This window comes from Haloarchaeobius ordinarius (genome assembly GCF_051801355.1).
In the GTDB taxonomy this organism is placed as follows: Archaea; Halobacteriota; Halobacteria; order Halobacteriales; family Natrialbaceae; genus Haloarchaeobius.
Map to the genome: position 1 here is coordinate 1,669,130 of NZ_CP196560.1, position 19,866 is coordinate 1,688,995.

23 protein-coding genes are annotated in these 19,866 nt (G+C 68.2%); 8 read left to right on the forward strand and 15 right to left on the reverse strand.

Annotated elements, in window-relative coordinates; translation table 11 throughout:
• The first annotated feature begins 16 nt into the window (after positions 1-16).
• Together ACSC1R_RS08685 and ACSC1R_RS08690 are read left to right on the forward strand one after the other, a co-directional pair.
• On the forward strand, positions 17-247 hold the full coding sequence (locus ACSC1R_RS08685; RefSeq protein WP_439028667.1) for a hypothetical protein: 231 nt from the start codon (positions 17-19) through the stop codon (positions 245-247).
• A 199-nt stretch (positions 248-446) separates the two neighbouring features.
• Positions 447-1,172, forward strand: a complete 726-nt coding sequence (locus tag ACSC1R_RS08690) for a 2-phosphosulfolactate phosphatase (protein ID WP_439028668.1) — start codon at positions 447-449, stop codon at positions 1,170-1,172.
• Here the strand turns inward: ACSC1R_RS08690 and ACSC1R_RS08695 are convergent.
• From ACSC1R_RS08695 to ACSC1R_RS08715, 5 genes are all read right to left on the reverse strand, one after another.
• Positions 1,169-2,209, reverse strand: coding sequence for an AIR synthase family protein (locus ACSC1R_RS08695; protein WP_439028669.1), 1,041 nt, complete (start codon positions 2,207-2,209; stop codon positions 1,169-1,171). The two genes, ACSC1R_RS08690 and ACSC1R_RS08695, sit on opposite strands and share 4 nt — an antisense overlap.
• Before the next feature lie 41 nt (positions 2,210-2,250).
• Positions 2,251-3,300, reverse strand: a complete 1,050-nt coding sequence (locus ACSC1R_RS08700; RefSeq protein ID WP_439028670.1) for a hypothetical protein — start codon at positions 3,298-3,300, stop codon at positions 2,251-2,253.
• Positions 3,287-3,694 (reverse strand): low molecular weight phosphatase family protein, encoded by a 408-nt coding sequence (locus ACSC1R_RS08705; RefSeq protein WP_439028671.1) that lies wholly within the window; start codon positions 3,692-3,694, stop codon positions 3,287-3,289. The genes ACSC1R_RS08700 and ACSC1R_RS08705 overlap by 14 nt, the downstream gene beginning before the upstream one ends.
• Positions 3,691-4,086, reverse strand: coding sequence for an ArsR/SmtB family transcription factor (locus ACSC1R_RS08710; RefSeq protein ID WP_439028672.1), 396 nt, complete (start codon positions 4,084-4,086; stop codon positions 3,691-3,693). Before ACSC1R_RS08710 ends, ACSC1R_RS08705 begins: the two co-directional genes overlap by 4 nt.
• An 87-nt stretch (positions 4,087-4,173) precedes the next feature.
• Complete coding sequence (locus tag ACSC1R_RS08715; protein ID WP_439028673.1) at positions 4,174-4,620, reverse strand: pyridoxamine 5'-phosphate oxidase family protein; 447 nt, start codon at positions 4,618-4,620, stop codon at positions 4,174-4,176.
• A 75-nt stretch (positions 4,621-4,695) separates the two neighbouring features.
• On the opposite strand from ACSC1R_RS08715, the gene mobA reads away from it, so the two are divergent.
• Positions 4,696-5,283: a molybdenum cofactor guanylyltransferase gene (gene mobA, locus ACSC1R_RS08720; RefSeq protein WP_439028674.1), complete on the forward strand. Its 588-nt coding sequence runs from the start codon at positions 4,696-4,698 to the stop codon at positions 5,281-5,283.
• Between the two features lie 24 nt (positions 5,284-5,307).
• Here the strand turns inward: mobA and yqeC are convergent, their stop codons facing one another.
• Positions 5,308-6,036 carry a selenium cofactor biosynthesis protein YqeC gene (gene yqeC, locus ACSC1R_RS08725; protein ID WP_439028675.1) on the reverse strand — a complete coding sequence of 243 codons (729 nt, stop codon included), beginning with the start codon at positions 6,034-6,036 and terminating at the stop codon, positions 5,308-5,310.
• Entirely contained in the window at positions 6,027-8,081 is a 2,055-nt protein-coding gene (gene fdhF, locus ACSC1R_RS08730) for a formate dehydrogenase subunit alpha (RefSeq protein WP_439028676.1), read from the reverse strand. Before fdhF ends, yqeC begins: the two co-directional genes overlap by 10 nt.
• 73 nt (positions 8,082-8,154) lie before the next feature.
• Between fdhF and ACSC1R_RS08735 the strand changes: the two genes are divergently transcribed.
• Positions 8,155-8,562, forward strand: a complete 408-nt coding sequence (locus tag ACSC1R_RS08735) for a MoaD/ThiS family protein (RefSeq protein WP_439028677.1) — start codon at positions 8,155-8,157, stop codon at positions 8,560-8,562.
• Between the two features lie 16 nt (positions 8,563-8,578).
• Here ACSC1R_RS08735 and ACSC1R_RS08740 read toward each other — a convergent pair whose 3' ends face one another.
• The 6 genes from ACSC1R_RS08740 to ACSC1R_RS08765 form a co-directional block, all read right to left on the reverse strand.
• Entirely contained in the window at positions 8,579-9,580 is a 1,002-nt protein-coding gene (locus tag ACSC1R_RS08740; RefSeq protein ID WP_439028678.1) for an ABC transporter permease, read from the reverse strand.
• On the reverse strand, positions 9,577-10,551 hold the full coding sequence (locus tag ACSC1R_RS08745; RefSeq protein ID WP_439028679.1) for an ABC transporter ATP-binding protein: 975 nt from the start codon (positions 10,549-10,551) through the stop codon (positions 9,577-9,579). The genes ACSC1R_RS08740 and ACSC1R_RS08745 overlap by 4 nt, the downstream gene beginning before the upstream one ends.
• A complete protein-coding gene (nosD, locus tag ACSC1R_RS08750; RefSeq protein ID WP_439028695.1) occupies positions 10,535-11,965 on the reverse strand; it encodes a nitrous oxide reductase family maturation protein NosD in 1,431 nt (476 codons plus the stop codon). Before nosD ends, ACSC1R_RS08745 begins: the two co-directional genes overlap by 17 nt.
• On the reverse strand, positions 11,962-12,762 hold the full coding sequence (locus tag ACSC1R_RS08755; protein ID WP_439028680.1) for a hypothetical protein: 801 nt from the start codon (positions 12,760-12,762) through the stop codon (positions 11,962-11,964). Before ACSC1R_RS08755 ends, nosD begins: the two co-directional genes overlap by 4 nt.
• Positions 12,763-12,826: 64 nt before the next feature.
• Positions 12,827-14,824 carry a TAT-dependent nitrous-oxide reductase gene (gene nosZ, locus ACSC1R_RS08760; protein ID WP_439028681.1) on the reverse strand — a complete coding sequence of 666 codons (1,998 nt, stop codon included), beginning with the start codon at positions 14,822-14,824 and terminating at the stop codon, positions 12,827-12,829.
• A gap of 26 nt (positions 14,825-14,850) precedes the next feature.
• On the reverse strand, positions 14,851-15,348 hold the full coding sequence (locus ACSC1R_RS08765) for a plastocyanin/azurin family copper-binding protein (protein ID WP_439028682.1): 498 nt from the start codon (positions 15,346-15,348) through the stop codon (positions 14,851-14,853).
• 194 nt (positions 15,349-15,542) lie between these two features.
• Between ACSC1R_RS08765 and ACSC1R_RS08770 the strand changes: the two genes are divergently transcribed.
• From ACSC1R_RS08770 to ACSC1R_RS08785, 4 genes are all read left to right on the forward strand, one after another.
• Positions 15,543-15,830 (forward strand): DUF7521 family protein, encoded by a 288-nt coding sequence (locus tag ACSC1R_RS08770; RefSeq protein ID WP_439028683.1) that lies wholly within the window; start codon positions 15,543-15,545, stop codon positions 15,828-15,830.
• 190 nt (positions 15,831-16,020) lie between these two features.
• On the forward strand, positions 16,021-16,767 hold the full coding sequence (psmA, locus tag ACSC1R_RS08775; RefSeq protein WP_439028684.1) for an archaeal proteasome endopeptidase complex subunit alpha: 747 nt from the start codon (positions 16,021-16,023) through the stop codon (positions 16,765-16,767).
• Positions 16,764-17,453 (forward strand): archaeal proteasome endopeptidase complex subunit beta, encoded by a 690-nt coding sequence (gene psmB / locus ACSC1R_RS08780; protein WP_439028685.1) that lies wholly within the window; start codon positions 16,764-16,766, stop codon positions 17,451-17,453. The genes psmA and psmB overlap by 4 nt, the downstream gene beginning before the upstream one ends.
• A gap of 245 nt (positions 17,454-17,698) precedes the next feature.
• A complete protein-coding gene (locus ACSC1R_RS08785; protein WP_439028686.1) occupies positions 17,699-18,157 on the forward strand; it encodes a luciferase domain-containing protein in 459 nt (152 codons plus the stop codon).
• 8 nt (positions 18,158-18,165) lie between these two features.
• Here ACSC1R_RS08785 and ACSC1R_RS08790 read toward each other — a convergent pair whose 3' ends face one another.
• Positions 18,166-19,032, reverse strand: a complete 867-nt coding sequence (locus tag ACSC1R_RS08790; protein ID WP_439028687.1) for an EamA family transporter — start codon at positions 19,030-19,032, stop codon at positions 18,166-18,168.
• A gap of 130 nt (positions 19,033-19,162) precedes the next feature.
• A complete protein-coding gene (locus tag ACSC1R_RS08795; protein WP_439028688.1) occupies positions 19,163-19,747 on the reverse strand; it encodes a 50S ribosomal protein L15e in 585 nt (194 codons plus the stop codon).
• Between the last annotated feature and the right edge of the window lie 119 nt (positions 19,748-19,866).

Consider the following 19,866-nt stretch of genomic DNA (forward strand, 5'->3'; position numbering starts at 1 on the left):
GAACCGAGTGACAGTCGTGGACACGAAGACCAAACTGCTGCTCGCCGGTAGCGCGCTCGGCCTCGTGGCGTTCGTCCAGGTCGTCCGGCACGTCTGGGCGCTCTCCCAGCGCGTCCCCCAGGCCACGATGACCGCGAACCAGGACGTGCTCGTCGAGTGGGCCGTGTGGGTGGCCGCGCTCGGGAGTGCGTTCCTCGTTCTGGCGTGGGTGCTGACGCAGTTGCGGGCCGTCGAACGGGGAGAGTGACCGAGAGTTCAAACCGGATACCGGGGCCACTCACGGTATCATCTGAGAACGGCCCCTCGGCGCTTCGCGGTTGCGCGGCGACCCGCCGGGGGCGTCACTCCCCCGCCACCTCGCCGCCTGTTCGCAATCGACGGACGCGCCTGTCAGAGCGACGAACGCTCGGGACACGCTCATTAGGCTCGAAGACCAGCAGACGCTCGTGATCGATGGCAGCACCGTGTGGGGTGACTACCTGACGAACCGACTCCTCGAACGCATCGAAGACCTTCCCGCGGAACCGGACCCGGGTCATTACGTCGTCATCGACGTGATGCACTTCTCGACGACTGTCGTGGAACTGCTCGCCAACGGCGCGGAGTACGTCCACATCACGTCGGAACGCGGCGACGAGTTCGCCTTCCAGGAGGCGAACCCCGACGCGCGTATCGGCGGCGGGTCGACGGCCGACTACGAACCGACCGAGGGCTACGACTTCTTCAACTCGCCGAGCTACGTCCAGGACGTCGACGTCGCGGGGCGACCGGTGGCGATGACCTCCTCGAACGGCGGTCGCGCTATCGACCGGCTGCTCGGCACTGACGGCGCGACCGTCTACGTCGGGTCGACGACGAACGCAGCTACGCTGGGCCGGCACCTCCGGACCGTCGACGGTCCGGTCCACCTGCTCGCAGCCGGCAAGGACGGTGAGCCGGCGACCGAGGACACCATCGGCGCCCTGCTGGTCGGTCGGCACATGGCAGGCATCCCGCTGGAACCGGTCGAGGCCGACCTGCTCCGCGAACAACTGGAGTACGCCAAGGGCCGACACTACCCGGACAAGCACCCGCTCCGGAGTAGCGACGTCCGCGAGTACGCGATGTCGCTCTCGTGTCGGGACGTGATTCCGCGACTCGACGGCCGACAGCTGGTCGACGTGGCGAGTTAATCGTCGCCCGTTTCGCCGGAGTCAGCAGTCTCGGCCAGCTCGGCGTACGCCCGCCACGCCGGGTCCTCTTCGGGATGTTCGAGACGCTCGCCATCCACTGAGACACCTGTCCCCGCACGTACACGGCCAGCGTCGGCGACGGGCGTTCCGCGCTCCCGGAGCGCCGCGAGCACGTCGTCGACACCCTCGGGCCGGACCGCGATGAGGAGCGTGCCGGAGGTGGTCGACGCCCACGGGTCCATGTCGAGCGCGTCACAGACTGCCCGAACGTCGTCGGCCACCGGAACCGCCCCGGGGTCGAACTCGATGGCGACGCCGGCCGTCTCCGCGAGTTCGACCAGCGCGCCGTGGAGGCCGCACTCGGTCGCGTCGTGCATCGCCGTCACCGGGCCCGAGGCCGCCGCGAGCAGCGCGTCCCTGACGTGGCCTGTCTCGGGGAGGCGGGCCGCGAGGCGGGGGAGGTCTGTGTCCGCACCTGCGTCCCGGAGCTGGTCGGGGTAGAGGTTCGCGAACAGGGCCGTGGCCTCGACCGCGGGTCCGTGGGTTATCAGCAGGTGGTCGCCCGGTCGCGCACCGTCCGGCCGGATCACGTCCGCGTGGTCGCCGACGCCCATGACCGTCGCCCCGCCGACCCACGGGAACGAACAGCCGTGGTAGCGAGCGGTGTGTCCGGTCAGCACCGCGGTCCCGAGGTCGTCGAGTTCTTCGTGCATCGTCGTCCACACCGTGGCGAACGCTTCGTCCGTGATTTCGGGAGGAAGCGAGAACTCGATGGCGAGGTGACTCGGCGGGATACCCGAGACGGCCACGTCCGCGAGGAAGACGCCGAGGGCGAATCGGGCTGCACGTTCCCAGCCGAGGTCGGGCAAGATGGAGATGGGGTCCGTCGCGGTCACGACCGCGGTTCCGCCGGCGTCCAGCACGCCGAAGTCGACGCCGTGGCGCGGGCCGACCGCCACGTCGTCTCGTTCGGCACCCAGGTTCGGGTAGATGTACTGGTCGAAAAAGTCGCGGTCGATCTTCCCACGGTCGCTCATTGCCCGGTGTTACCGGGCGGTCGTCAAAAGGGGTAGCGTTCTCAGGTCAGCCAGGACGGGTCCGGGAGGACGTTTGGGTCCCCGAGGACGCCGGCCATCCCGAGGAGGCTGACTGCGAGCGTCGTCACGACGATGCTCGCCGCGGGCGGGTCGAGGTGGGTGTCGGCGTGGGCGTACAGCACGCGCTGGCTCACTTCGCCGGCGAGCGCGCCGAACAGGCCCGCGCCGGCCCCGAGCACGAGTGCCTGCCAGAGCGGCAGCGCCGCGGCGAGTGCCGCCGGCGTGGCGACCCCGCCGCCAGCGGCCGCCACGACGGCGAACCCGGCGGGAAGCGTCATGTGGTGGGTGACCGGCATCTGCGCCACGTCACTGTTCACGTAGACGAGCAACAGGACGCTCACGCCGAAGCCGAGGAAGACACTCGCGGTCATGTACGTGAGGTACGCACCGAGCGCGCCGAATGCGAGCCCGAGCAGGGAGACGCCAGCCCACTTGTACTGGTACGGGAGCCACGGTTCGACGGCGGGGCGTTCTGTCCCCCCGTCAGCGAAGACCCGTTTCTCGCCACGCTCGAACGGGGTCATGTCGAGGAACCCGCTGCTGGTCCCGACGAGCGAGTACCCGAAGACGGCACGGTGGAGCAGCGCCGAGGCGACCACGCCGAAGGCGACCGGGTCCCACGGCATCACGAGCGCCGAGGCCGTCTTCAGCAGGTGACCGGCCACGCCGAACGCGCCACCGACGACCAGCACGTCGACTCTGGTGCCGAGCCCCTGGGTGACGTTCTTGGCCTCGTGGTAGTCGAAGTCCGTGTCGATGTAGCCCTTCTTCGCGGCGTAGGCGACCGCGGCCGCGCCGCCGCCGAAACTGACGTGCGGGCCGAACACTGGCCCGAAGGCGACGCTCCCTGTCAGGGCGAGTTCGGGCGCGCCTGTCGCGAGCGTCTCGCGGCCGAGGTCGTACAGTTCGCCCACGACGACGAGCACGCCGGTGACGGTGAACGCCGGGAGCGCACCGACTGCCGCGCCGAACACGCCGCCGGCGAACGCCGCCAGCAGGAGTTCGAGCGCCCAGAGGTCACTGACTGCCATCGGCGACCTCGTCGAACAGCGCGTTCACGCGCGACTCGATCTCGTCGCGGATGGCGGCGACCTCCTCCGGCGACTTCCCGTCGGGGTCCGTGAGGTCCCAGTCGCGGACGTCCACGTCAGCGTCGAGTGACAGGGTCGAACAGCCCATCGTCGCGACCACGTCGCAGGATTCCAGTTCCTCGTCGGACACCTCACGCGGCGTCCGGCCCGAGAGGTCGATGCCAATCTCGCGCATCGAGTCGACGACCTCCTCGTGGACGTGGTCGGCGGGGTGCGTCCCGCCGGTCACGATGTCCCAGTCGAGGCCACGTGCCTCGCGCTCGCGCTCGGCGAAGGCGGTCGCCATCTGACTGCGGCCGGCGTTCTGGACGCAGACGAACCCGAGTGTCGTCATCGGTCGCCCTCCGTCTCGTCCAGCGCAGCGAGCAGCGTCTCGGCGCGGTCGGTACTCCGGTAGTATCGCCACTTGCCGTCCTTTCGACGCTCGACGAGACCCGCACCCGTGAGGTCCGAGAGCGCGTGACTGATGGCGCTCTCGCTCACGTCGAGGAGCGGGTCGAACTCGCAGACGCAGAGTTCGCCGTCGGCCGCCGCCAGGAGGCGCACGATGCGGTACCGCGTCTCGTTCGAGAGCGCCCCGAACACGGCGACGTGGTCGTCGGTTCGGCCGAGAGGGGACTCGGTCCGGAGGTCGTCCAGTTCGGCGACGCGGGCGTCCACGTCGGCGTCACAGCACTCGCCAGCCTGGTCGGCGATGAGGCGTTCCAGCCGCTCGGTCTGAGTCATATCTGAACGCTTTCTCAATCGTTCGGATAAGCGTTCTGGTCGGCTCTCGTGTCCTGTGACGGACGTTCACGTACTGAGATCTACTGGTCACTCCTCGCCGACGTCGCCAGTTCGTCTGCCCGTTATCTCGTCGGGGTGCAGCGCCCAGAACGTCGGTTCGAGTTCGCGTACGTCCTCACCGAACACGCGGATCGGCTGGTACAGTTCGTTTATCTCGGTGTCGGTCAGGTCGTCGGCGGGGACGAGTTCGCCGCGGACGATGATGCTCCAGGACTCGTCGCTCTGGGGTGAGCCGTAGAGGACGAGCGTCGCCGTGGTCGTCGTCTCGGCGTAGTCCATCTTGTCGCTCCCCTCGTGGTCGGCGAGACGAACCAGGATGCGCTCGTCCGCGGCGTCGTAGTGGTAGGAGATTGGGATGGCGTAGGCGTCTCCGTCGTTGGCCAGCGCGAGGGTTCCGTGTCCCTGTTCGGTGAGTCGACGCTCGACCTCGTCGGGGTCCATCCCGAACGTGTAGACGTACTCGACGTGTTCCATGGGTGACTCTACGGCGGCCGGGGGGAAGTCGGTTCCCCCGGCGCCTATTTGGGGCTGGCTGCCGGACAGGTCGACATGACCGACCGACGCGCCGGTCTCGTCCTCGCCGGCGGCTTCTCGACGCGCTTCGGTGACCGGGACAAGGCGGTCGCCGACTACGACGGTGAGCCGATGGTTCGCCGGGTGGTTCGACGAGTGAGCGAGGTGACCGACGGCGTGGTGGTGAACTGCCGGGCCGACCAGGTGCCCGCACTCCGGGCCGCGCTCGCTGGCTGTTCGTCGGTCGCACTGGCGGTCGACCCGGTGCCGGACCGGGGGCCGATGGCGGGTATCTGGGCCGGGCTCCGGGTGATTCGTGCCCCCTACACCGCGGTCGTCGCCTGCGACATGCCGCAGGTCGACCCCGCGTTTCTGGACCTGTTGTTCGACCGTGCCGCGGGCGTCGATGGGGCACTGGTCCGGACCGACGACGGCTGGTTCCAGACGACGCAGGCAGTCTACCGGACCGACACCATGCAGGCGGCCTGCGAACGGGTCCTCGGCGGGGACGACGGGCGGATTCTGGCGGCGCTCGACGGACTGGCGCTCGACGAACTGTCGGAGGACGCGGTGCCGGACATGGCGACGTTCACGGACGTGAACGAGGAGTCCGACGTGCCCTGAACCGGGTCAGGTGGGCGACCGGGGCTACACCACGTCGACGACGGGGTCGTCGGCCGTGAGACACGTCAGGACGACACGGTCGATTCGGTCGCTCCGGTCGTGGATTTCGTCGGCTATCTCGCGTGCCGTCTCCGCCAGGTCGTCGTCGTCCACCATGTTCAGGACCGGGACAACGGTCGCGTCCCCGGGGACGTTCTTGAGCCCCCCATCGGGGTCGGTTAGCACCTGTGCGACGTGGCGTGGGTTGATGACGCCGCCGATGCGCATGTTGGTGATGTCGACGACGCACTCGGGTCGGTGGACGACGAGGTCGGAGAGTGCCTGGCCGACGATCTGGACGCTGACGACCGGACAGACCGCGTCGGCGGTCGCGGGAACCATCGGTTCCTCCTCGCCGGGTGCCTTGAACAGTTTCCCTCGCGCGCCGTCGGCCTTGACGAGGACCGGGACGTCGGTCGCCTCGGACAGCGCCGCGACCGTCTCCACATCGTAGCCGCGGTAGCGGTCCTCACGTTCCTGTTCGAGCACGAGACCGAGCGGCCAGTCCTCGGCGTCGGCCTCGGCGAGCGCGGCCACCGGGTCCTCGGTCGCTACGACGCGCCCCACGTGCCCGTCGAAGATGGGGATGCGGACCGTGCTGGTGACGACCGCCTCGTGGAGGTCGTTCGCGAGGGTGTACAGGAGCGACTTCTTGCCGCCCGCGCCGACCACGCAGACGGTACCATCGCTCGGCACGGCCTCGGTCAGTCGCACGAGCCCACCTCCACGCGGACCGCGCTGTGTTTGTATTCGGGAATCTTCGCCTCCGGGTCGAGGGTGTCGCCGGTGAGCGCGTTCACGAGTGGGTCGACGTGGTGGAAGGTCATGAAGACCGTCCCACGGCGGATGCCGGGCGTCACCTCGGCGGCCACCGTCACGCTTCCGCGGTCGTTCGCGACGCGGACGATGTCTCCGTCCGCGATGTCGCGACTGTCGGCGTCGTCGGGGTGTATCTGGAGCACGTCGGCACTCCGGAGCCGCGTGAGCGTGTCCGACCGGCGGGTGACTGCGCCGCTGTTGAAGTGTTCGATGACCCGGCCGGTGGTGAGCACGAGCTCGTCTTCGCGGACGGGGTCGACCGGGTCGACGTGTTCGACCACGCGGAAGCCGGCCGTCGTCTCGCCGTTCTCGAAGTGGTCGACGTGGAGCACGTCGGTCCCCGAGTCCGCACCCGTCGGGAACGGCCAGCGGAGGCTCCCGTCACCGATGTTCTCGTACTTCATTCCGCCGTATATCGGCGTGACTCTGGTGAGTTCCGCGAAGACACTCGCCGGGTCGTCGTACGCGAAGGGGTCGTCCGTCAGTCGGCGGCCGAGTTCGGTGATGACGTCGAGGTCGGTTTTGGCCTCGCCGGGTGGGGTCGTGTTCGGGCGCATTCGCATCACTTGCCGGTCGGTGTTGGTGACGGTCCCCGCCTTCTCTGCCCACGCACTCCCCGGGAGGACCACGTCGGCGAACTCGGTCGTCTCGCTCGGGAAGATGTCGTGGACGACCAGGAAGCACTCGTCGAGGTTCTCTCGAACGCGAGACTGGTTCGGTTCCGTGACGGCCGGGTTCTCGCCGAAGACGTAGGCGGCGTGGACCGACTCGCCCATCTGGTGGGTCGCCTCGACCTCGGTCAGCCCGGGGACGGTGGGCATCGTCGACGGCTCGACACCCCACTCGTCGGCGACGGCGGCGCGCAACTCATCGTCGGTGACTGGCCGATATCCCGGCAGAACCGAGGGAAGCGCACCGACGTCACCCGCGCCCTGCACGTTGTTCTGGCCCCGGAGCGGGTTCACACCGGCTCCTCGCTTGCCGACGTTCCCCGTCAGGAGCGCGAGGTTGAGCAGGGCGTGGACGTTGGCGGTCCCGCAGTGGTGCTGGCTCATCCCCATCCCGGTGAAGATGGCGGCGGCACCGGCCTCGCCGTAGGCTCGCGCTGCGGTCCGGAGGTCGTCGGGGGCGACACCCGCCCGCTCGGCCGCGGCGTCGACGTCGATTTCGGCGAGAAATCGCTTGAGGGCGTCGAAATCAGTCGTTCGCTCGGTGACGAACGCCGCGTCCACCAGTCCCTCCTCGACGACGACCGCGGCCATCGCGTTCAACAGCGGGATGTCGTACCCCGGTTTCACGGGCAGGTGGTGGTCGGCGGCCTGTGTCGTCTGGGTCTCGCGCGGGTCCACGTGAATCATCGTCGTCCCCTGCTTGATGGCAGGCAGCAGGTAGGACCGGAAGATGACGGGGTGGTTCACTGCCGGGTTCGCACCGACGACGAGGAAGCAGTCGGCTTCGCCGAGGTCGTCGAGGGTGTTCGTCATCGCGCCCGCGCCGAGGCGTGCCCCCATCGCGGCGACCGTCGAGGAGTGACAGAGTCGAGCGCAGTTGTCGACGTTGTTCGTCCCGCAGCGTCGGGCGACCTTCTGGAGCAGGTAGTTCTCCTCGTTCGTGCAGTTCGAGGAGGCGAAAAAGAACAGCGAGTCCGGGCCGTGCCGGTCCAGGACCGCACCGAACTCTCGTTCGATGCGGTCGAACGCCTCGTCCCAGGTCGCCTCGTGGAGCGTCCCGTCGCCGCCGCGGACCAGCGGCTCGGTCAGGCGCTCGTCGCTCGTCACCGCGTCGTAGGCGGCGACGCCCTTCGGGCACACCTCGCCCTTCCGGTTGACCGGGCCGCGCCAGCCGGTCGCCTTCCCGGAGGCGGGAGCGTACTCGATGCCGCAGCCGACCCCGCAGAACGGACAGATGCTGTGGGCGGGCTGGTGGGTTCGGTCGTTCATACAGGAGAGTGACAGGCAGCAGGCGTAAATGTTCGCGACAGTCCTTATCCTCCTGCTCGCGCTACTCTGTCGTATGGTCTCGACTGGTCATCGACTGGAGGAGTCCGCGCCACAGCCAGCAACAACCACGGTCGACGTGAAGTGCACCGGTCACGTCCGCGAGGCCGTCGGCCAGCCCCGCATGGAGTACACGTTCGAGGGCGACACGCTCCGTGCGTTTCTCGACGCGTTTCTGACCGAGTACGACGTGGCCGACCTCCTCATCGCCGAGAGCGAGATGGAGTCGACCCATCGCGGGTGGACCCCCCGAACGGAGGACCTCCCCGGTACCTGGAAGAAGAACCCGGAAGGCGAACAGAGCCGGCGCTACGCCCGAATCTGCGTGAACGGTCGGTTCAACGAGCACCTCGACGGGCTCGATACGGAACTGGAAGCGGGTGACAGGGTCGCGCTGATGTACCCGTTCATCTACTGCTGCTGAAAATATTTCTTCCCGATTATCGCCGCCCGTGGACCCTGTCTGCGGCTCTCACCGCACCGGCCAGCGGTAGCGCAATCCACGCCAGCAGCCCGACCGCGGCCAGTCCGGGCGAGAGCGACGAACTCGCGAGCGCCGCGCCGACGCCGCCCCCGGTCGTCTGGACGCCCGAGAGGACGAGCACCCGGAAGCAGTCCGCCGGGTTCGCCAGCACGAGCGCGGTGACGACGACCTCGGGCGGGTCCGCGAACACGACCGCCGAGAGCGCGAGCAGGTCGTGCGCGAAGACGAACCAGACCCACGCCAGCAAGACGCCGCCCAGCGCGTGGGTCTTCTCGCGGGCCAGCGTCGAGACCAGCACCGCGATGGCGAGGAACGCGAGCCCGGCACCGACCGCCGCGAGCAGGAACCTCGCGTAGGGGCCGGTTCCAGCGACACCGACGAACCGGAACAGTAGCGCCCCGCCGAACCCGAAGCCGACGGCGAGCGCGGCGACGAGCCCGAGCGCCCGCCCGAGGTACGTCCCGAGCAGCACCCGGGACCGTCGGACCGGGAGCGCGAACAGCATGTCGAGCGTGCCGCGCTCGGCCGGCTCGACGACGGCGGCGTAGCCGAACGCCAGCGCCGCGAGCGGGACGAGGTACACCGAGAACTCGGCCAGCGAGACGACGACCGCGCCGGCTCTCCCGGTCCCCGCGCCCGACCCGCTGGCGGCCGCGACCGCGAGCGAGACGACCGCGAACAGGGCTGCGAGCCCGACCGGCCAGCGCGACCGCGACAGGGTGCGGTACTCGCGGTCGGCCAGCGTCAGGACGTGGCGAAGTCCCTCGACACCCGGGAGCGACGGGGTGGCCCGGCCGAGTCTCGCCGCGCCTTCGACCGCCGTCGTCGTGCCGCCGTCGGGACGGGGGTCTCCCTGGTCGTCGGGACGGGGGTCGCCCCCGTCGCCGGGCCGGTGGTCGCCCCCGTCGCCGGGCCGGTGGTCGCCCTGGTCGTCCAGGTACTCGCGGTCGGCCGTCATGCCGCCTCACCCCTGTTCTCCGCGAAGACCTCGTTCGCGGGCCGGTCGTCCGCGACGTGCTGGCGGAAGGCGTCCGCGAACTCGGGGGCGCTGACCTCGAACGCGGCCACGTCGACCGCCTCGCGGATGGCGTCGAGGACTGCGCCCTCGTCGCCCCGTGGGCAGGTGACGACCAGCGGGTCGTCCGCCTGCTCGACCGACGCCGACGGGACTGATTCGAGGTCGGCGACGGCCTCGACCGCGGGCGCGGGGTCGGCGTCGGACGCGAGCCGGCAGGTCACGGTCGTCTCGGCTGCGACCGAGTTGCGAAGTTCTTCGACTGGCCCGGTGGCGACCTCGTGGCCGTCGCGGAGGATGGTCGCCCGGTCGCACAGTGCCTCCACCTCGCGCAGGTCGTGGCTCGTCAGCACGACGGTCATGTCCGTCTCGGCGATGGACCGGACCACGTCGTGGAAGTCCGCGACGCCCTCCGGGTCGAGGCCCGCGGTCGGCTCGTCCAGCAGGAGCACGTCGGGTCGCGTGAGCAGGGTCGTCCCGAGCCCGAGCCGGCGGGTCATCCCGTTGGAGTACCCCGCTACCTCGCGGTCCGCCGCGTCGGCCAGCCCGACCGTCGCCAGCACCCGGCGGACCCGGTGCTCGCGCTCGTCGGCCGGGACGTCCCGGAGGCGGGCGTAGTAGGTCAGCACCTCGCGCCCGGTCAGGCGCGGCTCGAAGCCGGCGTCCTCGGGGAGGAACCCGACGTGGCGGCGGCGCTCGACGCCCGCGTCGGCCCCGAAGCCAGCGACCTGCACCGCGCCCTCGTCGGGCGTCTCGTGCCCGACCAGCAGGCGGAACAGGGTGGTCTTGCCCGCCCCATTGGTCCCGACCAGTCCAAAGGTCTCGCCGCGGTCGACCGACAGCGAGACGCCGTCGAGTGCGGTCACCGAACCGTACGTCTGCCGGACGTTGGTCACGTCAATCATCGTCGTCATAGTATCGCCTCCAGTTGTCGTGTGGTGGCCGGACGAGCGGGTGCTGGTCCACGACGCCCGGGGCCTCGATGACGGGCACCGAGCGCTCGGCCGTGCGGACCACCGCGAACGCTGGCGAGTCGGTGAAGACTGCGGCTTCGGGGTGCTGTGCGACGAGGTGTTCGACCAGCCCGGCGGGCTGGTAGCGCGTCTCGCTCACCCCGTCCCGGTCGGTGTCGGCGGCGGTCGCGGCCGACCAGTAGTTGCCCTCGCGCGAGCTGTTCCAGGCGACCTGCTCGCCGACGACCGCCTTCACCGGCCGGTCGTTCTCGACGAAGCTGTTGTGGTGGACGCGCTCGCGGACGCTCCCGGCCGAGAGGTGGACGCCGACCCGGTTCTCCATCACCAGGTTGTGGGTGATGGTGTTGTTCAGCGAGTTGTACACGAACAGGCCCTGCCCGTTCCCGACCACCTCGTTCCCCCGCAAGACGCTGTGGTCGATGGACTTGACCATGATACCGTGGCCGCTCTGGCCGGTGTTGTTCACCGCGGTGTTGTTCTCGATGTGCAGGTACTCCGAGATCATCAGCGCGTAGCCCGCGTCGTTGTCGAACGCGGTGTTGTTGCGCAACACGCAGTGGTCGGAGTACATGTAGTGGACCCCGTACCGGAGGTCCCACATGGTGTTCCCGGTGGCGACGACTTCCGACGCCCACGAGTAGTAGACGCCGTCACGCACGTCCGTGATGCGGTTGTCCCGGACGACCGCGCCGGTCGCGCGGTAGAGCTGGATGCCGTTCCCCCGGTCGGTGAGCGACTCGATTGACTCGCGCCCGACGATGGTGTTGTCGAGGACCCGCACGTCTTCGGTCCCGTCGACCCAGATGCCGAAGGTCGTGTCCGTGACCCGGCTGTCCCGGACGGTGACGCCCCGGCCGTCGACCCAGATGGCCGCGTCGTTCTCGCTGGTCTGCCAGCCCGAGTTACGGACCCAGACGCCCGACACCGTGACGTTCGGTGCCTCGATGGTGAGTACGTCGCCCTCGCCGTCACCGTGGAGCAGGGTGCGGTCCGGCCCGGCCCCGCGGATGGTGACGTCCGGCGTCGTGACCGTGACGGTCTCGTCGAACCGGCCCTCGACGTGGACCACGTCGCCCGGGTCGGCCGCGTCGAGTGCCGCCCGGAGCGTGTCGAACTCCTGGCCGCCGACGCGGGCGACGCCGTCCTCGGTGGGTGCCTCGAACGAGAGTTCGCGCGGGACCGACGGGTCGAAGGCGACCTGTCGGGCGTCGCTGGCGGTCGCGCTTCCAGCGCTGGCGTCGGCAGTGCTCGCGGCGCTGGCTGCCGGCCCGGCGACCGCGATGCCGGCGGCCGCCAGCACGACCACGAGCGCGACCGCGACGATGCCGTACTCCCGGCGTTCGCGCACGGTCAGTCACCTCCGACGTGGCCGGGGGGCTGGTTCCGGTCGTCGCGGTCGGGCGTCTCGTCCTGGTCCTCCGACGCCAGCAGCTCGTTCTCCTCGCTGCCGCCGGGAAGTTTCTCCCGGATTCCCCCGGGCAGGCTCCGAAGCCGGCCCGGCAGGTCGCCGAACGTCACCGGCTCGTCGCGGTAGTAGAACGCCACGACCAGCAGGCCGACCGAGCACGTCGCCAGGTAGGCACCGAGGCCGAGCCGGGAGTAGCTCGTGATGTTCGCGACCTCGTACGTGCCCCACAGCGGCGGGGTGAACCCGGAGACGCCCATGACGGGCGCGTTCGGGTCGAGGCTGTGCCCGGTCTGGTAGAGCCGGTACTTGATGTCGGCGAGCATCACGCCGAACACCGCGATGGTGCCGACGAGCTGCCAGCGCAGGCCGCGGCGCAGGCGTTCTTCGTCGGGGGCGAGCGCGACGACCGCGCCGGCCGCCGCGACACCGACGAACGCCAGCGGCCCGAGCGACCACTCGGGGACGTCGACCGCCGTCGGCTTCGGCTGGTAGTTCGGGCTCCAGTACACCGGGTCCGGGTAGTAGAACCCGATGTACTTGTTGAGCCGGGCCATCTCGACGTAGTCGCCGCTGATGTGGGGGTAGGCGTACAGTTGCAGGTGCAACACGGTGTCGGGGTACTGCACGGCCTGGACGCTGATGGTCCACATCGGGAACGCCAGCGCGGCGACCAGGAGCACCGCGGCTATCGCCGGCAGCGTGCGCCTGAGTTCACGAAAATCGTCGGGCGTGGGTAGTTGCATGGTCTCTCACTTCCGGGTTGGCGTCTGGAAACGGGGGATTGGCGTGTTGCTCGTCCGTGTGTGGTCAGTCGCGCGGTTCGACGATCATCCGCGAGCGCATCTCCAGGTGGAGCGCGCTGCAGAAGTACGTACAGTAGATCCAGTAGACGCCGGGCTCGTCGGCGGTGAAGGTGACCTCGCGGGTGTCCTGTGGTGCGATGGCGAGGTTCACGTCGTGCTCGGGGATGGCGACCCCGTGGATGACGTCCCGGACGTCCTCGATGTTGGTGAGGGTGAGCCGCACCTCGTCGCCCTCCTTCACCGTGAACTCCTGCAGGCCGTACTCAGAGCGCTTCACGGAGGACTTCACGTGGACCTGCCGGTCGCCGGTGCGCTCGACGCCGGACTGTTTCTCGCTGATGTACGGCTTCTCACCCTTGTAGTCCTCTTTGTCCCAGGTCGTCGCGGGGTCGAGCTTGTCCCGGTGTGCGAACACGCAGTCGTGTGGCTCGGGGTAGGCCGGGTGGTCCGCGACCAGTTCCATCTCCTTTTCACCCTGGCCGATGTGGATGAGCTGGTCGTTGTCGGGGTGGATGGGCCCGACCGGGAGGAACCGGTCTTTCGAGAGCTTGTTCAGGCTGACGAGCCACTCGCCGTCCGGGTCGGTCGTCATCGCCTCCAGCGCCTGGATGTGCCCGGGGTTGTAGTGGACGTCTATCTTCTCGAGGACGGGGTCTGCAGAGCCCTTCTCGGCCTCGATGGCCTTCTCGATGTCCCACTTCGCGACCTGCGAGTCGATGAACAGGCTGGTGTAGGCGTGACCGTTGCCGTCGAAGGTGGTGTGCAGCGGCCCGAGACCGACCTTCGGCCGGCCGACGACCGCCTTCGCCGGGTCCGAGACCTCGCCGAGTTTCTGGAGGTCGAGGATGGTGACCGTCGGCGAGAGCTTGCCGGCGATCATGGCGTACTTGCCGTTCGGTTCGACCTCGACGCAGTGTGGGCTCTTCGGCGTCGGGATGTACTTCACGATGGGACGGTCGCCCGAGTTCAGCGAGCTGCTCTTCGTCCCGTCGACGATTGGGATGCCGTTGACCTCCTCGTACGTGCCCTGTTCGACCGCTTTCTCGATGGCCGGGATGTCGAACGCCTTCACGAAGTCGCGGTCGTCGTGGGTCATCCCCTTGATGCCGACCGCCTCCTCGGAGTTGTACGCCGAGGAGATGACCCACCGACCTTCCTTGCCCGAGTCACAGATGTCGAGGTTGCCGTCGACTTTGACCTGCCACTTCGTCTCCATCGAGTCGGGGTCGACCGCGCTGAACAGGCTGGTGTACTTCTTCGGGTCGTGGACGTCCCGGCCGTCGTTGGGCAACGGGGTCCGGAACTCGCCGTTCCCGAACACGTACTTCGTGTCCGGGCTGAGTACCGTGGTGCCGTGGACGGACTGAACGTTCGGCACGTCCGTGATGGCGTCCGTCTCGAAGTACTTCAGGTTCACTCGCGCGATGCGCCCGTTCGCCTTGTCGTTGACGAACAGGTACTCGCCGTCGTAGTCGCCGTCGGTCTCGGAGAGGTTCGGGTGGTGGTTGTCACCCCAGGTGTAGTCGCCGGCCGCCTCCAGCATCTCGCTCGTCTGGTCGTCGTAACCGTAGCCCCGGGCACCCTCCGTGTTGAACACGGGGATGCGCGTCAGCTCCCGCATCGACGGGATGCCCAGGACGCGAATCTCGCCGGAGTGACCGCCGGACCAGAACCCGTAGTACTCGTCGTGTTCGCCCGGCGGGACGAGGTGGTCGGGAGCCGACCCCGCCTTCGCGGACGTTCCCGGGCTGCCACTGCCGCGGTCGTCCAGGATACCGCCGGCACAGCCGGCCGTCGCAGACATCGCGCCGGCGACCGCTCCGGCCTTGATGAAGTCGCGGCGGTCGAGTTCCAGGCCGGCGAGTTCGAGGCCGAGGCCGTCCTCGTCCTCGCGAGGCGTCTCCGTCTCGACCTCCGCGAGTACGTCTTCGAGCTGTCGTTCGTACTGTTCGACCACGGTTTCCGGGTCGGTACTGTCGGCACTGGACGTATGCTCTGACATGGGTGTGTCCTCCGATTACGACCGCGTTATTCGACCGTCACCTTCGCTTCCATCCCGACGCTCTTGTGGGGCGAGCAGTAGTACTCGTAGGTGCCCGCCGTCTCGAACGTGTGGGTGTAGGTGTGGCCCTCGTCGTAGAGTTTCGACTCGCCGCCCTCCGTGCCCTCCCAGCCCGCACCGTCGGGCTGGCTGGAGACGACGATGTTGTGCTGGTTCGACTTCCAGACCCACTCGACCGTCTCGCCTTTCTTCACCGTCGGGTTCTCCGGTTTGTACGTGAACTGGCCGCCGGGCCCGACTTCGATGGTGACCGCGGCGTCCGAACTCCCACTGCTTCCGCCGGACTCCTTCGAGTCGTCGCCAGCGGTCGTGTCCTCGTCGCTCCCATCGGAACCGCCGGTTCCGTCGTCGGCCGCCGTCTTCGTCCCCGAACTGTTGCCACCCAGGCAGCCTGCCAGGGCGAGGCCGATGCCACCGACTGCAGCCGTCCGCAGCACGTGTCGTCTGGTGTGGTCGTCGGTCATTGGTCTTCTCCTCATTCGGTCGTTGAGGGCAGACCCATATCAACCGGAAAGCCGGTTCCCGGCCGCTGCAAGCCCAGTGAACATGTTCGCCAGCGCCGACCATCACGAGAAACTGCCCGGCCAGTTTTCGAGAACTGAGAACTCCGGCCGTGTTTTACCCCCTGTTGGTCCGTACCATCCGGACGGGGACCGGGATGACCCCACTCGAAACAGTACTCGTGGGCGTGCAAGCGACCACGATACTCGTCGGGACGTACCTCACCACCCTCGCCCGGCGTGCGGGTCGGCGGACCGGGGCTGCCAGTCTCCGGTCGCTCGCTATCGGCTTCGGTTGCATCACGCTCGGTGCCGTCGTCGCTGGCGTGGTCTGGAGCGTGTCGCCGACCGCGGCCGCCGTCGGCTACGGTGCGCAGGCGGCGGCGACCGCGGCCGGCCTCGTCGTCATCGCGGTCGCGTTACGCGAGACCGCCGACCCCACCTGAGCGAGGGGCACTATCCTGTCGCCGGTGTCCGTCCCGGAACCGTGATTGGCCTGCCGAGTGCGGAGTCGTTATGGGTCTGGGCGTTCTGGTTGCGCGTACGCAGCGCTGACCCTCCATTCCTCTCGGAATTTAGAGGGTAAGTACAAAAGGTACTTAAAAAGCGGATACTTACCTCAGGTAAGGGCTCACTATGCAAGGCCAAAGTCAGCAGCAGGCGTACGACCGGGGTATCACCATCTTCTCCCCGGACGGTCGTCTGTACCAAGTCGAGTACGCCCGCGAAGCGGTAAAGCGCGGGAGTGCAAGCGTCGGCGTCCGAACACCCGAGGGTGTCGTCCTGGCAGCCGAACGACGCAGCCGGTCGCCCCTGATGGAGCGCGACTCGGTCGAGAAGCTCCACAAGGTCGACGAACACATCGGCCTCGCGTCGGCCGGCCACGTCGCCGACGCTCGCCAGCTCATCGACGTCGCGCGCCGTGAAGCACAGGTCAACCAGCTCCGGTACAACGAGAGCATCGGTGTCGAGACGCTCACCAAGGCGGTCACCGACCACATCCAGCAGTACACCCAGACCGGTGGCGCACGCCCGTTCGGCGTCGCGCTGCTCGTCGGTGGTGTCGAGAACGGGACGCCCCGGCTGTTCGAGACGGACCCCTCCGGGACCCCCTACGAGTGGAAGGCCATCGCCATCGGTGGCAACCGCGAAGAGATTCAGAGCCACCTCGAAGACAACTACTCCGAGGAACTCGGTCTGGAAGGCGGCATCGACCTCGCCATCGAGGCGCTCGCGTCGCCCAGCGAGGAGGGCTTCCCCGCGGAAGGGCTCGCCATCTCGACCATCGACGCCGAGACCGGCACCTACCGGACCCTGGAGACCGAGGAGATCGCCGACCGACTAACCGAACTCGACCTCCTCTCGGAGGGTGAGGACGAATGAAACTCGATAACACGAACCCCTACGAACCCGAACTCGGCAACGCCGAGTGGAAAGACCAGCAGCGAGACGAAGACACGGTCAACAAGACCGGGACGACCACCATCGGCATCTCGACCGACGACGGCGTCGTCATCGCGACCGACCGCCGTGCCAGCCTCGGCGGCCGATTCGTCTCAAACAAGAACGTCGTGAAGGTCGAACAGATTCACCCGACTGCTGCGATGACGCTGGTCGGCAGCGTCGGCGGCGCCCAGTCGTTCATCCGGTCGCTTCGCGCCGAGGTCAACCTCTACGAGACTCGTCGCGGCGAGGACATCAGCATCCCCGCGCTCGCGACCCTCGCGGGCAACTTCGCCCGCGGTGGCCCGTTCTTCGCCATCAACCCCATCATCGGTGGGGTCGACGAAGAGGGCAGTCACGTCTACTCCATCGACCCGGCCGGCGGCGTCATGGAAGACGACTACACCGTCACCGGTTCCGGGATGATGGTCGCCTACGGCCTGCTCGAAGGCGAGTGGCACGAGGACATCACCATGGACGAGGCCCGGCGCGTCGCCGCCCGTGCGGTCCGCTCCGCGGCCGAGCGTGACACCGGCTCCGGCAACGGGCTGGTCCTCTGTGAGATTACGGCAGACGGCGTCGACATCGAGGAGTTCGACGGCTTCCCGGACGAAGACGAACTCTGAGTGCGCGATTCGCGCCGATTCAGCCGACCCGGTTCTCGGTCACAGTACCCGCCGTCTCCCGTTTTCCCGCCGTCGAAACACGTCACCGGCCACTGGGCTGTACCGGTCGTCGACGGTTTCGACCAACCACTCGTGCCGTCTCCCCTCTCCTGACAGTCCTGCTGACCTACTCTCCGCGCTGACTGTCCAGTAACCAGGGTAACCCTTGCGTGCCTCTAAAGCCTGAGTAACGCCTCTGATACGGCATGAGGGATGCTACCACCGAACGTGATTCTGGAGAGTTCATCACCGCCATCGCCGCCGAGGTGACCGCGTGGCCCGCCGTCTCCGACGCCGACCATCGCGACGGGGGCCGCGAGTTCCACCTCGGCGCACACGAGCTCGGACACGTCCACCGGTCCGGTCTGGTCGACGTCGAGTACCGGCTGCCGGTGCGCGATGCGGTCATCGCGGACGGGGTGGCCGAACAGCACACACTCGCTCCACGGTCCGGGTGGACGTCGTTCCGCATCACCGACGCAGCCGACGTCGACCACGCCCTCCTGTTGCTCCGAATCTCGTATCTCGATACGCTTCTCGTGCGTTCGCACACCCACACCTGCCGGGCCGCGCTCGACGAACTGGACGTCGACGCCGAACTCGACGCCATCCCGGAACGGACTCGCGGCGAACTCGCCGGGCTCTACACGGAACTACTGGCCTGATTCTGCGCTCAGCCGAGGGTGATGAGGGCGACGCCGGCGATGGCGATGCTCGCGGCAACCAGCCGGATTCGGAACTGCGGTTCCTCCAGCAAGACACCGCCGAGGAGCACCGCGACGACGGCCTGTGCGTTCACGATGGGCGAGGCGACGCTCGCGGGAAGAGTGGTGAACGAGATGGCGATGATGTGCTGGCCACCGGCGACGAGCGCTCCGACGGCGACGAACTTCCACCAGTCGTCGGCGACCTCGTCGATGGCCAGTTTCGGGAGCGCGAGCGGGACGACCGACACGAGGATGGTGACCAGCATGACGACCACGAACTCGGTCGGCGTGACGGCGAGTTCCTGCAGGAGGACGCGCTTGCCCACGTCGACCACACCGAAGGTGGCGGCGCTCACGAGCGCCAACTGGGCCGGGCGGGCGGTGACCGCCCGCCGAAGCGGGGTCAGCAACTCGCCGGGTTCGTAGTTGACGAGGTACAGGCCGGCGGTGACGACGACGACACCCGCGACCTGCATCGGCGCGAGCCGCTCCTGCAAGAAGAGGACCTCGATGGGGAGGACGAACGCGGGTACGACCTTGCTGATGGGGGCGACGTAGCTCACCTCACCGATGGACAGCGCCCGGAAGAACGATAGCAGCGCGACGACGACGCCGAGGGAGACGGCGACCGTCGCCGCGAGCGCGACCGGGTCGGTCGGGACCGGAAGCCCGTCGGTCGTCGAGAACGCGATGGGGAGGTACCACACCACCGCCGACGCGTACACCCAGTAGAGGTAGACGGGAACTGGGTACGCGCTGAAGTACCGCTTTACGACGAACAGGTAGGTTCCGAACAGGACGGCGGCGAACAGCGCGTACGCGATTCCACTCACGTCTGACCGTCGACGACCTGGCCCGAAGAACGGTTCGATTCCCAAAGAATATCGGGAACGTTCGTTCGGTTTCGAAGCCAACGCTGTCGCTCGGGGGCGATGTGAAAGATGAGAGAAGCTGGTCGCTTCGTTACCGCTTGCGGCCGGCGTTCGTGGACGGGCGGGTGTGTTCGGTACCCTTGCCCTTGAACGTCATGCCGCGGTTCTGGACGCCTGCGCTCGTGAGGCCACGGAACGCACGGTTCTTGTGGCTGTCGTCGCAGATCCAGTTGAGGTCGTCGTCGTTCTGGATGGCGGGGTGCTCGGGGTCCACGAGAATCACTTCGTGCCACTTCTGGGAGCCGTCCTCACCGACCCAGTAGGAGTTCAGCACACGGAGGTTGACGTACTTGCGCGAGGCACGCTCCTCGGCGATGCGCTGGATGTTCTTGTTCCGACCGAGTCGGTTGACACCCTGGCGCTTCGAGCGGCGACCGGCCTTGTGTCGGCTCTTGCGTGCGCCACCCTTGCGGACGGAGACGCGTGCGACGACGACGCCCTGCTTGGCCTTGTAGCCGAGCTCGCGGGCCTTGTCGAGGCGGGTCGGGCGCTCGACGCGCTCGATGGCGCCTTCCTTGCGCCACTGCTGCTTTCGCTGCCACTGGAGTTCGGCGAGTTTGCCGTCGTCCGGGTCCTGCCACGCTTCCTTGATGTGGGAGTAGAAGCTCTTTGTCATGGTGTATCACCACGGGCGTTGGCCGGTTCAGTTCGCGGTGGCGAACCACATTCCGATGACCTGCACGGGGGCAGGTGCCCACTGGTGCCCGTCGTCCAGCGAGTTGTCGGTACTTCCCC

Excerpts from the sequence above, each read along its gene's own strand:
- psmA (WP_439028684.1), top strand. The coding sequence starts at position 16,021 with ATGCAAGGCCAAAGTCAGCAGCAGGCGTACGACCGGGGTATCACCATC.
- ACSC1R_RS08795 (WP_439028688.1), bottom strand. The coding sequence starts at position 19,747 with ATGACAAAGAGCTTCTACTCCCACATCAAGGAAGCGTGGCAGGACCCG.
- ACSC1R_RS08770 (WP_439028683.1), top strand. The coding sequence starts at position 15,543 with ATGACCCCACTCGAAACAGTACTCGTGGGCGTGCAAGCGACCACGATA.
- ACSC1R_RS08700 (WP_439028670.1), bottom strand. The coding sequence starts at position 3,300 with ATGGCAGTCAGTGACCTCTGGGCGCTCGAACTCCTGCTGGCGGCGTTC.
- ACSC1R_RS08735 (WP_439028677.1), top strand. The coding sequence starts at position 8,155 with ATGGTCTCGACTGGTCATCGACTGGAGGAGTCCGCGCCACAGCCAGCA.
- psmB (WP_439028685.1), top strand. The coding sequence starts at position 16,764 with ATGAAACTCGATAACACGAACCCCTACGAACCCGAACTCGGCAACGCC.
- ACSC1R_RS08740 (WP_439028678.1), bottom strand. The coding sequence starts at position 9,580 with ATGACGGCCGACCGCGAGTACCTGGACGACCAGGGCGACCACCGGCCC.
- ACSC1R_RS08710 (WP_439028672.1), bottom strand. The coding sequence starts at position 4,086 with ATGACTCAGACCGAGCGGCTGGAACGCCTCATCGCCGACCAGGCTGGC.
- ACSC1R_RS08715 (WP_439028673.1), bottom strand. The coding sequence starts at position 4,620 with ATGGAACACGTCGAGTACGTCTACACGTTCGGGATGGACCCCGACGAG.
- mobA (WP_439028674.1), top strand. The coding sequence starts at position 4,696 with ATGACCGACCGACGCGCCGGTCTCGTCCTCGCCGGCGGCTTCTCGACG.
- fdhF (WP_439028676.1), bottom strand. The coding sequence starts at position 8,081 with ATGAACGACCGAACCCACCAGCCCGCCCACAGCATCTGTCCGTTCTGC.
- ACSC1R_RS08705 (WP_439028671.1), bottom strand. The coding sequence starts at position 3,694 with ATGACGACACTCGGGTTCGTCTGCGTCCAGAACGCCGGCCGCAGTCAG.
- nosZ (WP_439028681.1), bottom strand. The coding sequence starts at position 14,824 with ATGTCAGAGCATACGTCCAGTGCCGACAGTACCGACCCGGAAACCGTG.
- ACSC1R_RS08745 (WP_439028679.1), bottom strand. The coding sequence starts at position 10,551 with ATGACGACGATGATTGACGTGACCAACGTCCGGCAGACGTACGGTTCG.
- ACSC1R_RS08755 (WP_439028680.1), bottom strand. The coding sequence starts at position 12,762 with ATGCAACTACCCACGCCCGACGATTTTCGTGAACTCAGGCGCACGCTG.
- ACSC1R_RS08695 (WP_439028669.1), bottom strand. The coding sequence starts at position 2,209 with ATGAGCGACCGTGGGAAGATCGACCGCGACTTTTTCGACCAGTACATC.
- ACSC1R_RS08785 (WP_439028686.1), top strand. The coding sequence starts at position 17,699 with ATGAGGGATGCTACCACCGAACGTGATTCTGGAGAGTTCATCACCGCC.
- ACSC1R_RS08765 (WP_439028682.1), bottom strand. The coding sequence starts at position 15,348 with ATGACCGACGACCACACCAGACGACACGTGCTGCGGACGGCTGCAGTC.